This is a genomic window from Cobetia sp. 1CM21F (genome assembly GCF_023161745.1).
In the GTDB taxonomy this organism is placed as follows: Bacteria; Pseudomonadota; Gammaproteobacteria; order Pseudomonadales; family Halomonadaceae; genus Cobetia; species Cobetia amphilecti.
In genome coordinates this window covers 582729-595196 of record NZ_JALNTQ010000001.1, presented here as the reverse complement: position 1 = coordinate 595196, position 12468 = coordinate 582729, and the positions used below count along the sequence as shown (strand labels likewise).

Genomic DNA, 12468 nt, shown 5'->3' with positions numbered 1-12468 from the left:
CCAAGCGAGACGATGTCAGGCGTAGCTGTAGTTGTAATAACCGTAGCCATGCTTGTCGCCAGCTTGCGGTTCGATGGCATTCAGGATGGCGCCCTTGACGTGAATGCAATTGTTCTCGAGCTTCTTGCGTGCATGCTCGAGTTCGCGCACCTGGTTCATGCCAAAGCGCGCCACCATCAGACTGGCGCCGACGTGACGACCGATGATCAGCGCTTCGGTCACGGCCAGTACCGGCGGCGTGTCGATGATGATCAGGTCGTAACGCTCACCGAGTTGCTCCAGCAGCTCGGCGAAATTGGGCTGCATCAACAGCTCCGACGGGTTGGGCGGCGCGACGCCACGGCCCAGGAAATCAAGATTGTCGATGCGCGAGTGATACAGCACGCTGTCCAGCGGACTGGCACCGCTGAGCACATCCGACAGACCGCCCTGCTCGGAGGTACGCTGGAAGGCGTGATGCAGGTGGCCGCGGCGCATGTCGGCATCGATCAGCAGCACGCGCTGACCGGCCTCGGCACTCACCGCCGCCAGATTGAGGCTGACGAAGCTCTTGCCGATGCCCGGACTCGGCCCGGTGAACATCACCGACTTGCGGCGATTGTCGAGCAGGGCGAAGTGCAGGCTGGTACGCAGGCTGCGCAGGGCCTCGATACTGATATCCGACGGCTGGGAGGTGGCCAGCACCCCCTGATAGATCTCGCGGCCGCCCTTCTCGCCCTTGAGGCGCACGCGGCGCATCATGTTGTGCTGCTGCGGCGACAACGGCACCGTGGCGTAGACGGGCAGGTCCAGCGCCTCGATCTGCTCGGCGGTGTCGATGCCCTTGCGCATCGCATGACGCAGCAGCGCGGCCAGCGTGCCCAGCATCAGGCCGATCATGCAGAACACGGCCAGCATCAGGGACGTCTTCGGCGAGATGGGCACCGGCTGCAGCACCGCGGGGTCCAGGATGCGCACATTGCCGACGGTGCCGGCCTTCTTGAGGCGCACTTCCTCGCGCTTGTTGAGCAGCGCGACATAGATTTCCTGGCTGACGGTGACATTGCGGTTCAGGTTGAGCGCCTCGCGCTGGGCGGCCGGCAGTTGCTCGGCCTGCTTCTGCACGCGCGCCTTTTCCTGATTGAGCGAATCACGACGTGCCACCAGCGCCCGATAGGCCGGGTGCTCGCTGGTGTAGGCACGGGACAGCTCGGCCAGGCGCAGCTTGATCTCGGTCAGCTGATTGTCCAGCCCGACGAGGTTCTCCATCACCTGCTGACTCTCGGCGGTCAGATCGACCGAGTCGCGACGGCGGCGATAGTCGTTGAGTGCCGATTCCGCCTCATCGAGCTGGCCACGCAGCGTCGGGATCTGGTCGCCCAGAAAGCCGAGCTGATTGTCCGCCTCGGCGGATTCCCGCTCGATGTTCTGCTGCAGGAAGACATTGGTGATGGTGTCCAGGGTGTTGACGATGGCGGTCTGGTCACTACCTGACAGGCTCAGCGTGACCACCCCGGTGTCGGTGCCATTGCGCACGGCGGTGAAGCGCGACTTGAGCGAGTTGATGGCGCTCAGATCCGAGATGCTGGTCAGCGTGAAGCGTGCACCGGGTTCGGCTGACAACTCGCGCACGAAGACCTTGATGCCCTCCGCCAGCGCGTTCTCGCCCACCTTGCCATCGACGATCGCCTGCCCCTCGGCATCCAGCAGGCGGTAGCGCTCATCGCCGAGTGCCTCGAGGGTCAGCGTCTGCTGTTGCCACGGGCCACTGAGCTCAAGCGTGGTGACCTTGAGGGTGTCATCGCCCCAGGCGTAATCCTGCCCGCCCAGGCTTGCCGGCAGGCGCAGATGGCGGTTGGAGAGCCAGTCACCGATGACCGGGTAACGCACCGGAGAGACCACGATATTGAGGCGCTCGCGGTCCACGGCCTGGCCCAGTACCAGTCGTGAGGCGAGAATTTCCAGCTCATCGCTGGTGCTGCTCTCGTCGCTGCCGGTCGCCTGACCGGCCAGCGGACCCAGCAGGCTGGCGCTGCCGCCCTTGTCCTCGATCTGGATCAGGGAATCGGCCAGGTAGATGCGCTGCTGGCTACCGACCAGATAGATGCCCAGGAGGGTGAACAGCAGCGTGCTGCCGATCAGCCACCAGCGTCGATGCCAGAGCAAGGCGAGAATGGTGCTGAAATCGAGTCGGCGCGTGGTGTCCTTGCCAGGCTGTGCAGAAGAGGATGGCATGGGAGAGGTGTACTGATTCATGACGCCGCCTTGAGTAAACGATTCAGGCCCGGCAGGCAGGTGATACGGCAGGTCGCGACGCGACCTGCCATGCGGGAGTGGGACATGACCTCAATCCTCGATGTCATCGATGACCGAGACGAAGGCCCCGGTACTGGTCACGGACGGCAGCAGCTGGCTCAGCACACGGTTCCAGCGGCTGACCGGCGCGGCGGTCACATAGACCACATCACGCGGTTGCAGCGGGAAGCGCGCACCCAGCATCAGCGAGGTCGCATCCGAGATATCGAGAATGAAGACCGTGGCCAGCTTGTCGGACTCCGGCGAATTTTCACGCACTACGAAGACGCCTGACGGATTGGCGCGGTCCTCATCGACCCCGCCGGCCCGCGACAGCGCATCGGTGAGGCTCAGACGTTCATTGCCCACCGGCATGTTGCCGGGCTTGAGTACCTGACCGAGCACGAAGACGTTCTGGTCTTCCGCCACCGGCACATTGATCACGTCGCCATCCTTGAGCAGACGGTTCTGACGCATGTCGCCCTGCTGCAGCAGCTGATAGAGACTCAGGTGCTCCTGTTGGCCGTCGCGCGTCAGCGTGATGTTGTGGGTATTGGCCAGTGCCGTGACCCCGCCGCTGGCACTGATGGCATCGATCAGGGTCAGCGGAACATCCGTGACCGGCACGAAGCCTGGCTCGGTTACGGCGCCACTCAGATAGACGCGTTTGGAGCGGAATTGCGCCACCGAGACATTGACCTGCGGCTCGGTGATGTAACGGGACAGCCCCGCGACCAGCGCGGCGCGCACCTCATCCACCGTCATGTCACGAATGTTGATGCGCCCGACATAGGGGTAGAACAGCGTGCCATCCGGCTGGACGATGTAGGTCAGCGCCTCGACCGTCTGACGCTGCACACCGCTTTCCTGAGCCAGGTCCAGCGGCGTGCTCAGATTGATGGCCAGGATGTCGCCGCCGCCCACGCGGTAGACGTACTGCTTGATGTCATCGACCAGCTCAGGCGGCGCGGGAGCGGTCTGGGCGGGGCGTGCGCGATAGTTGGAGATCAGCCCGGGGGTGATCGGCGTGACTTCCACCTGGTCGGTCAGCGGCGCGACCTCGGCTTCATAATCCATGTGCCCACCGGGCGCGAAGGCACACCCGCTCATCGCCAATACCACGGCGGCAAATGAGAACGCCCGGAGCGTCGTTCTGACCGGTATATCCATATCCTGTCTCTTCCCCTGTGATCCTGACCGCTACCGCCAGGCGCTGTTTCGGCACGCTACCGCCCCGAGGAACTGGCGTTCTCCCCTGCTGCCGATAGCGGCGCCCTGTTGGCGTACATGTCATCTGTCATGGAGTGGTCACGCCTGCCCTTCGATACCCCTGCGATATCACCGGACACACGTCAGGCATGTGTCCATGACACATGCCCATGACCGAACTCCGAAATGGAACGTTTATTAGTATTTTAGTAATTCACTACCAGGCATCTAACACATGAAACATATTGCATTGATCGACTTTCTCATCGATCAAGACAACATGACTCATTTGATTAACCGATACTTATAAGATTGATCGCGCCAACATTAATGATTACTTCTTTCTTGCACTTTTATTGACATTTCTGTTCAAGCGACTCGTTGCTTGAACCTGTCAGGGGCCACTGTCGACGGAAGGTTTATGCAGCCCCTTCAAGCAGGCGAGATCTGTCGATCTCGTTGGCGAGTCAGCTGGCACGGCAGCGTCAGAACGGGATGAGAATTCATGCCCGCATGCATTCCATGGAGAGGTGCGATGATTGAGGTGCAACGTTCGATCGCCCGGATGCGCCTGCGCCATCTGCCCGACCTGGCAGGTAGCGCGACCTCGAATGAGGCGACCGCCCAATGCCCCGCAAGGCAAGGGACACGGCCGCTGGCGCGTAAGGCACCGACGACTTCTTCAATCACGCCCAATATATCAAATCCATTTAATACAATGTGTTACTGACATTCTCTGCCTGAGCTGACGCACTATCCTGTACGTCTGTGGCAAGCTCGGGTCTGACTGACCACCCAGCGGCAATGACCCCGACCCCAGACTCGACCCCGGGATTTGATGCCTTCTCATGAGGCATTTCGCCGTACCCGGTGTCGCACGCTGGAGCGGTACCTCTACCCGCCTGACTGCCCATCTGCGAGGCCCGGCCTGCTCTTGTCTCGTGCTTGTATCGCGCTTGTGTCGCTCGACTCCTGCACATGCTGTCTGCATGCCCCGGCCATGCCCGACGACCTCGATAGGCCGTGACATGACGCACGTCGCAGCGAAGAGAACCTGGCGCTTTACCGGCGACGTCTGATTCGCCAATAAGCGACATTACTGTCCCCTCTTCAACAGGGCTGATAATAAATCAATTGACTTCAACAGCAAGGACTTGTCGGGTCGTCGAGACGATTGTACTGGCGGTGATAACTTTAAGCTGCTTCCCCTAATCCTCATAATTGGCAGTCAGGTACCTGACAGACGACAGATTACCCTTAGCGCATCTAATGCGAATTGCGAAATCAAACTACTTTAATTTAGCAACAACTCATCATCTGACTCATCTTTGCAGAATGAGAAATCCCAACCGCACTTTGCACAGGCCCCACATACGCTCCGCAAACGTTTAGCAGATACCGCGCAGATGCCTAGACCACGCCTGGACACGCCCCAAAGACGAAAAGGCCAGGGGGTGTCAGCGACACCCCCTGGCCTTTCCAATGGCGATCATGAGCGACGCAACGTGGCCGCCTTTCCTCAACATGCCTTTCCTGAACATGCCTTTCCGTCACTTGGGTGTCCGCTGCGGACACTCAGGGCGTCACCTCCAGCCCCGAGGTGTCCTGCGCCGGTTGGTGGCTGCCATACAGCGCCAGATGCCCGCTCAGGGCGGTATCGATGTGATAACTGGCCCCGTAACGGCGCGCGTTGCGGGCGAAGGCACGCCGCAATTCAGCATCCCCCACCAGTCGCCCCAACGCCTCGGCGTAGCGCTCAGGCGTGTGCTGGTCGACCACCAGGCCGTTGCCGACCCGATGCACCACCTCGGCACAGCCGCCGACATCGGTGACCAGCACCGGCAGGCCACTGAGCGTCGCCTCCAGCAGCGAGATCGGCAGCCCTTCCCAGGCGGATGACATGATGAAGGCATCGGCGCTGGCCAGCAGCCCCGCCACATCCGAGATATTGCCCAGCAAGCTGACCTCATCATGGAGCCCGAGCGCCTCGATCTGCGCCATCAGCTGTGCCTTGTGCGGCCCCTCCCCGGCGATCCTGAGCGTGAAGGCCAGGCCCTGCGCCTTGAGTCTGGCGCAGCTTTCCAGCATCAGGGGGTATTGCTTGGCATCGGTCAGACGTCCGATCGCCGCCAGCTGCACCGGGGCCTGCTGATTCGCCTCCCGCCAACCACTGGCCTTGAGACGCGCGCCGGAGACGGCGTTGTCGATCTGCACCACCGGACGCGCCGCAATCGGCGCCAGCTTGTCGGTGCAGGCGCGACAGATACCGACGTAGGCCGTCACGCGACGATCAAACAGCCGGAACATCCAGGCCGGCGCACCCAGTTCGATACTGTGCACCGTCATCATCACCGGCAACTGACGCGGCAACCCAAAGGCGAACATCAGTGCGTAATACAGGTGGCAGTGCACCACATCCGGCGCGAAGCGCGTCACTTCCCTGCGCAGCCTCGTCACGCCTCGCCACGGGCGACGGCGAGTCTCGATGCCCAGAAACGAGTAGCTGACATTGCCGGCACTCAGCTGGCTCAGAAAGCGATGCTCGTATTCGAGGTCACGGCCACATTGCGCGGCGGTTTCCAGAAAGGTGATATGCACACTGTGGCCAGCGGCCACCATCGCCAGACTCAGGTCCTTGACATAGACCTCGGCGCCGCCAGAGGCGGGAGTCGAGATGACATGCATGATTCTCACGGCGATAGCCTCCTGCTGTCGTTCATGAAAAAAGTGAGGGCGGCTGCCCTCACTTGTCTGTCCACTGGCTGTCTTGCCTACCACCCTCATCCAGGCGGTCGTCATGCCGATCAGATCACCTTCAACAGCGCCGGGGTTTCCAGCCCCTCAAGCATCGTGCGCCAGCTGGCCTCGACGGTATTGCGCGAGAAGCGGTCCAGGCCGTAATCCACATTGGCGCGCAACCTGTCGAGCACCGCCTCATCCCCCAGCACCTCATCAAGCTGACGAGTCATGGCCTCCACATCACCCTGCGCGACCAGATAGCCATTGACGCCATGCTTGATGATCTCGCCCGGCCCGGCCGGACACGCGAAGCTGACACAGGGCACACCACAGCTCAGCGCCTCGACCAGCACCAGGCCAAAGCCCTCGAAGCGCGACGAAAGCACGAACAGGTCCGCCGCGGCGTATTCGCGCCGAATGTCCCGGCATTGGCCCGGCATCTGCAGCTGATGGGTGATCTTCAGGCGCTCGGCCTGCGCCATCAGGGCGTCACGCTCAGAGCCCTCGCCGACGATGCGCAAGACCCAGCCATCACGGGTCGCCTCAGGCAACGCCGCCCAGGCCTCAAGCAGCAGATCGAAGCCCTTCTGCGGCTCGAGGCGGCCGACGGCCACCGCCACCCTGGGCGACCTGGCGTCTCGTAAGTCCGCCACCTGCTCAGCACTGCCCTCACGGCTCTGATGCGCCTGACGCTCGGCAACGACATGCTCCAGCGGATTGAGGTTGGGCACCACGCTGAGTCGCTCGCGCGCGGCTGGATGAAGACGCTCCCAGTAGTGGCGGTCTTCATGCGACAGCACCACGATGCGGTCGGCGCGATGCGCCGCCAGACGCCGCGCCGTATCACGGCGAGCAATGCCGAGATCCGAGGTGGCATTGAAGTGCTCCCAGCACAGGTAGCGCGTGCGGCGACAGAGCAGCGTCGGCAGCAGGAAAGGCAGGAAGCCGATGCTCTCGACCACCACCACCACGTCCGGGCGCTTGCGCAGCACCACCCAAAGCAGTCGCAGGAACAGCCACAGGCCGCGCGCCGCGCCCAGATGCGAGCGCTCGGGATAGAGTGATTCGTGCACGATATCGTCATGCAGCGGATAGGGACTCTCCGCCGGGCCATATTCGCTGAGTATCTCGACCTGATAATCGCCACTGGCGGCCAGCATGTTGGCGGTATCGGCGCAGGCACGTTCGGTGCCGCCGGTGCGTGACTGGGCACCGGTATAGAACAGGATATGTTTATGAGTGCTCATGAGGCGTATTGGCTCCGGCGGACAAGTTGCCGGGACAATGCCGGGCTCACTGCATAGCTCATCAACAGCGCCTGCTCCTTCAGCGAGAGCTGGCGCAGAGATGACCAGGACGCTTGTCGCACCTGATCGAGCACGACCTTGCGCACCCGCGAATCATCCGCCGTCTTGTTGATCGCCTGGCGCATGATGAAGCTGACGCCGACAAACCGCAGGCCGCGGATTTCCAGCAGGGCCATGCCGTGCGTCGCGGCGAAATGCTCGCGATAATGCTCCGCGAAGACCCGCCAGCTGCGGTGGAACTTGTCCAGCTCCTGGTTGCTGAACGGCTTGCGCGTCAGAGAGCCGTCACTGCGCTTGTCGAAGTAATACAGCACCTCGGGCAGATACAGCACGCGCTCTGCACGTCCGAACAGATCCAGGTTATAGAGGCCATCCTGCGACACGGGCAGATCAGGGAAGCTCAGCGAGCAGGCCAGGTCGGCGCGGATCGCCTTGCCCCAGGGAGACGACACGATGGTGTCATGCATGAAGTCACGAAAGGCCCGGGCCAGCGGGCGCTCTTCGGCCTGCTGGCAGAATGCCAGGCTGTCGTGATCGCCCTTGGGGCCTTGCAGGCAGTAGCGGAAGACCACCGCCTCGGGCGAGTCGAACGCCTCGATGCGGGCCTGCAGAATATCCAGCGCGCCAGGCGCGAAATGATCATCGGCGTCACAGAACAGCACATAGCGGCCGCTGACCAGGCTCAGACCATGATTTCGCGTGCCACCCGGCCCCATGTTGTGAGGATTGCGGCGCAGAACCAGCCGCCCGGGGATGTCAGGCGTCTCGCCGGATAGCGTGGACACTGAGGATTGCTGCTCCATTTGCTGCTGCGCCTGTCGCTCCGCCCACAGGAATCCATCATCCGTCGAGCAATCATCAATGATGATGTGTTCATAGGATGCCTGGTTGTCACGCAAGCTGTTGATGCAGCGCGCAAGACCATCCCCTGAATTGTGATTTGGCGTCACGATGGAAAAGTAAGGCGACTTCCCTGTATAGCGTTCCATGCCCTGCCTTCTTTATTGTTCACTGTCATTGACCAGCACAGCCGACCAGCGCCCTCGAAGCAGAGCACACACTGCACTGAAGAGTGGGTCAGTTCTTGCGACTGACTTTTATTCGCAATTTCTTATATTTTAGTGCTTGAGTCCCGTTCATCCGCCAGAAGCTGATCCTGGACTGAAGATGACAGGTGAACGACGTCACCCTGAGGAGTGGACACTGGAGGGATGTCCGCTCGTGAGAAAGGTAGTGGCAGAAAGTGGCAGAAAGTGGCAGCAAATGGCGACACTTCCTGCCCCGCCGTTGACCACAGACTAATAATCCCCCCCAGCCCAAACAAGCTGCGCTGTCGCCAAAAGCCGAAATCATGAGCGTTTATGCGCCAATCCTCCGGCAACTCATGCCAGATACTGAGAATCAGTGACTACTGAAATACGCCCCGCCCACTGAGCCAATTGAGCCAACGCGATCAAAGCCGTCATGCCCGCGGCCTTATGTGACGCACATCAACGTGAGCACTTTGCGCGAGTGTCATACTGCCAGAGCGCGATGCAGGCTATGATGGCAGGCATTGGTCGGCCTGCCCGCACGCCCACGGCGCCCGCTCTCAAGCGCCCTTGCCTGCCAGCGCCAGGCGTCGCGCATGCTGGAGCCAGCGCCGCCCCGCCCTTTCTGTTCTATCCCCCCTTGCCCACGGAGACTTCATGGAGCCTTGGCAACTTGTCGCCATCATGATGAGTCTGGCACTCGCCAGCTATATCCAGACCCTGACCGGTTTCGCCTTCGGATTGATCGTGATGGGTCTGCTGGCGACCCTCGATGTGCTGCCCATCGAGAGCGCCGCATTGCTGTGCACTCTGCTGGGCCTGTTCAACAACGGGATGGCCATGCGTGGGCACTGGCGAGAGATCAATCCGCGCCTGGCACGCCGCCTGCTAGTCACCAGCCTGCCAATGTTGCCGGTGGGCTATTTCCTGGCAGTCTGGCTGGGCAGTGAAAGAGCCCCCCTGCTGGGCATGTTGCTGGGCATCGTCATCCTGATCGCCTGTCTCGCCCTGCTGGCTCAACCGGGCCCGCGTGCCACGACATCGCCACGCTGGCACTTTCATACCGCCGGTGTGCTGTCAGGCCTGATGGGGGGATTGTTCGCGGCCAATGGCCCGCCTCTGGTGGTCGTGCTCTATCGTCAGCCGATGACCCTGATCGCCATTCGCTGCACGCTGTTCGGTGTCTTCATCGTCACCGGCATCGTGCGCATGGGCCTCAGCATCGCGGCCCCGGGGCGTATCGGCGACACCCTGCCCCAGCTGCTGCTCGTGGGGCTGTCGGGCGCCCTCGTCGTGATGCTCTTCACCGAGCTGGCGCGTCGCTTCCCGCCGCCCTTGAGTGACAATCGTCTGCGTCAGGTCGCCTATGCCATTCTGCTGGTCTCGAGCGTCAATCTGATCATCAAGGGCCTGATCTGATGACTCAGCCCCCACCAGCCCATGACACGGCTGATCCAGCGGGCGATGAAGGCTTCATCGAGTTGTCGGAGAGCACGATTGACGCCATCAAGGCGGCGGGCAGAAAGCTCGATGAGGACGTGCAGGCGGGACGTATCCCTGCGGGCAGCTCGCGCTGGATGATGGCACCGTCGGGGGAGCGCTTCTGCATTCGCCACTCCGGCCCAGCCATTGATGAAGAGACTGATGAAGACTCTGATGACGAGTGTGAGCCAGACGCCGACACGCACCGCCAGTCACTGGTGATTCGCTGCTGGCAGCGTCTGCTGGCTCATGTGAAGCGCTGACGAGCATTTCCAGAGACCCAGTCCTCGAGAAAGCTCGCGACAAAGCTCTCGATATAGCCTGCAACAAAAAAGGGACTGCCCATGGGCAGTCCCTTTCGTTTGCTTCATGGCCTCAAGCGCAGTCGATCACTCCACCGTGACACTCTTGGCCAGATTGCGCGGCTGATCGACGTCGGTGCCCTTGAGCACGGCGACGTGATAGGAGAGCAGCTGCAGCGGCACCGCGTAGACGATCGGCGCGAGGAAGCGACAGACGCCTGGCACGGTGACGACGTGAACGCCCTCACCGGCCTTGAGGCTGACTTCCGGATCCGCGAACACGAACAGCTGACCGCCGCGGGCGCGAACTTCCTGCAGGTTGGACTTCAGCTTCTCCATCAGGTCATCCATCGGCGCGACCGCGACCACCGGCATGTCTTCGTCGATCAACGCCAGCGGGCCGTGCTTGAGCTCACCTGCCGCGTAGGCTTCGGCGTGGATGTAGGAGATTTCCTTGAGCTTGAGCGCCCCTTCCATGGCGATGGGATACTGGCTGCCACGGCCGAGGAACAGGGTGTGGTGACGATGCATGAACTTCTCCGCCAGCTGCGCGATTTCCCCATCCAGCGCCAGGGATTGCTCGATCACATGCGGCAGGTCCTTGAGGCGCATCAGCAGCTGACGGCTCAGCAGGTCATCCGTCTGACCATCGCCCTTGGCCTGACGCAGCGCCAGGGTGGTCAGCATCAGCGCTACCAGCTGGGTGGTGAAGGCCTTGGTGGAGGCAACACCGATTTCCGGCCCGGCGTGGGTCAGCAGTGACAGGTCGGATTCACGCACCAGCGAGCTGCCCGCCACGTTGCAGATGGCAAGGCTTGCCAGATAGTGCCCGGCCTGCGGGCCTTCACGGTTGAGCTTCTGGATGTCGCGCAGCGCCGCCAGCGTATCGGCGGTCTCGCCGGACTGGGACAGGGTCAGGAACAGCGTCCCCGGCGCCGCTACGCGCTCGCGATAACGGAATTCCGAGGCCACCTCGACCTGAGCCGGAATGCCCGCGACCTCTTCCAGCCAGTAGCGCGCCACCATGCCGGCGTGATAGCTGGTACCACAGGCGATGATCTGTACCTGACGCACATCGGCGAACAGCTGCGTCAGACGCGCCACATCCACGACCTGCTTGCCGCTCTCGTTGCCTTTCTCGCTGCCAGCGCTGGCGGCGAGGAAGGAGTGTCGCGAGACATCGAAGGCCTCCAGTCGCACGCCCTGCGGGTCCAGTCGCTCGGCCAGCGTGCGCGACAGTACACGCGGCTGCTCCATGATCTCCTTCATCATGAAGTGGCGATACTCGCCCTTGCCGGCGGCTTCGACGCTGTGCTCGTAACGCACCACTTCACGCGTGACCGGCGTCAGCTCATCGCGGTCTCCGGTACGTTCCAGCACCTGGATACCCGCCGGCGTGATGGCGACCATGTCACCTTCATCGAGATAGATGAAGCGATCGGTGACCGGCAGCAGCGCCAGTGGGTCAGAGGCGATGAAGTGCTCATCGATCCCCACGCCGACCACCAGCGGGCTGCCCTGACGGGCGCCGACCAGCAGTTCGGGGTTGCGCTGTTCCATCACCGCCAGCGCGAAGGCGCCATCGAGACGCGCGGTGACCGCATTGACGGCCTCCGGCAGTGCCAGACCGCTGCACAGTTCGCGATCGACCAGGTGCGCGACCACCTCGGTGTCGGTCTCGGAAGTGAAGACATAACCGGCGCCTTCCAGCTCGCCGCGCAGCGCTTCGTGGTTCTCGATGATGCCGTTGTGCACGACAGCAACCCGCTCACTGGAGAGATGCGGGTGCGCATTGTGCTGGGCAGGACGCCCGTGGGTCGCCCAACGGGTGTGCGCCACGCCGATGGCGCCGGACAGCGGCGCCTCGCGCAGCTCGTCTTCCAGCGCACGTACCTTGCCCACGGCACGCGCACGACGCAGTTCTCCGGCAGGGTCGATGACCGCCACGCCGGCGGAGTCATACCCGCGGTATTCGAGGCGATGCAGCCCCTCGATCAGAATCTTGCTGATATCACGCTGAGCCAGACCGGCAACGATGCCACACATGAGAAATTCCTCTACTGCGTGCCACCCTCATGGGGAGCGTGGCACGACTGAATGGATGTCTTTCAGGGAGTGCGTACG

8 protein-coding genes are annotated in these 12468 nt (G+C 62.3%); 2 read left to right on the top strand and 6 right to left on the bottom strand.

Annotation, left to right across the window (positions count from 1 at the left end):
• Nucleotides 1-15: 15 nt before the first annotated feature.
• The 5 genes from MSG32_RS02465 to MSG32_RS02445 all read right to left on the bottom strand — a co-directional run bounded on the left by MSG32_RS02465 (nt 16) and on the right by MSG32_RS02445 (nt 8518).
• Nucleotides 16-2235 carry a polysaccharide biosynthesis tyrosine autokinase gene (locus MSG32_RS02465; protein ID WP_248377339.1) on the bottom strand — a complete coding sequence of 740 codons (2220 nt, stop codon included), beginning with the start codon at nt 2233-2235 and terminating at the stop codon, nt 16-18.
• 90 nt (nt 2236-2325) lie between these two features.
• Complete coding sequence (locus MSG32_RS02460) at nt 2326-3444, bottom strand: polysaccharide export protein (protein ID WP_054556249.1); 1119 nt, start codon at nt 3442-3444, stop codon at nt 2326-2328.
• Between the two features lie 1614 nt (nt 3445-5058).
• Nucleotides 5059-6168 (bottom strand): glycosyltransferase family 4 protein, encoded by a 1110-nt coding sequence (locus MSG32_RS02455; protein ID WP_248378405.1) that lies wholly within the window; start codon nt 6166-6168, stop codon nt 5059-5061.
• 119 nt (nt 6169-6287) lie between these two features.
• Nucleotides 6288-7469, bottom strand: a complete 1182-nt coding sequence (locus MSG32_RS02450; RefSeq protein WP_248377328.1) for a glycosyltransferase family 4 protein — start codon at nt 7467-7469, stop codon at nt 6288-6290.
• On the bottom strand, nt 7466-8518 hold the full coding sequence (locus MSG32_RS02445) for a glycosyltransferase family 2 protein (RefSeq protein WP_248377326.1): 1053 nt from the start codon (nt 8516-8518) through the stop codon (nt 7466-7468). Before MSG32_RS02445 ends, MSG32_RS02450 begins: the two co-directional genes overlap by 4 nt.
• A gap of 699 nt (nt 8519-9217) precedes the next feature.
• Here MSG32_RS02445 and MSG32_RS02440 point away from each other — a divergent pair.
• Nucleotides 9218-9979 (top strand): sulfite exporter TauE/SafE family protein, encoded by a 762-nt coding sequence (locus MSG32_RS02440; RefSeq protein ID WP_054556253.1) that lies wholly within the window; start codon nt 9218-9220, stop codon nt 9977-9979.
• Nucleotides 9979-10305 (top strand): hypothetical protein, encoded by a 327-nt coding sequence (locus tag MSG32_RS02435; protein ID WP_248377324.1) that lies wholly within the window; start codon nt 9979-9981, stop codon nt 10303-10305. The genes MSG32_RS02440 and MSG32_RS02435 overlap by 1 nt, the downstream gene beginning before the upstream one ends.
• Nucleotides 10306-10431: 126 nt before the next feature.
• Here MSG32_RS02435 and glmS read toward each other — a convergent pair whose 3' ends face one another.
• Nucleotides 10432-12390 (bottom strand): glutamine--fructose-6-phosphate transaminase (isomerizing), encoded by a 1959-nt coding sequence (glmS, locus tag MSG32_RS02430; protein ID WP_248377322.1) that lies wholly within the window; start codon nt 12388-12390, stop codon nt 10432-10434.
• Nucleotides 12391-12468: the final 78 nt, after the last annotated feature.

Bases quoted from the DNA above. Each gene is read 5' to 3' on its own strand.
- glmS (WP_248377322.1), bottom strand. From the start codon at position 12,390: ATGTGTGGCATCGTTGCCGGTCTGGCTCAGCGTGATATCAGCAAGATT.
- MSG32_RS02435 (WP_248377324.1), top strand. From the start codon at position 9,979: ATGACTCAGCCCCCACCAGCCCATGACACGGCTGATCCAGCGGGCGAT.
- MSG32_RS02465 (WP_248377339.1), bottom strand. From the start codon at position 2,235: ATGAATCAGTACACCTCTCCCATGCCATCCTCTTCTGCACAGCCTGGC.
- MSG32_RS02445 (WP_248377326.1), bottom strand. From the start codon at position 8,518: ATGGAACGCTATACAGGGAAGTCGCCTTACTTTTCCATCGTGACGCCA.
- MSG32_RS02450 (WP_248377328.1), bottom strand. From the start codon at position 7,469: ATGAGCACTCATAAACATATCCTGTTCTATACCGGTGCCCAGTCACGC.
- MSG32_RS02460 (WP_054556249.1), bottom strand. From the start codon at position 3,444: ATGGATATACCGGTCAGAACGACGCTCCGGGCGTTCTCATTTGCCGCC.
- MSG32_RS02440 (WP_054556253.1), top strand. From the start codon at position 9,218: ATGGAGCCTTGGCAACTTGTCGCCATCATGATGAGTCTGGCACTCGCC.
- MSG32_RS02455 (WP_248378405.1), bottom strand. From the start codon at position 6,168: ATGCATGTCATCTCGACTCCCGCCTCTGGCGGCGCCGAGGTCTATGTC.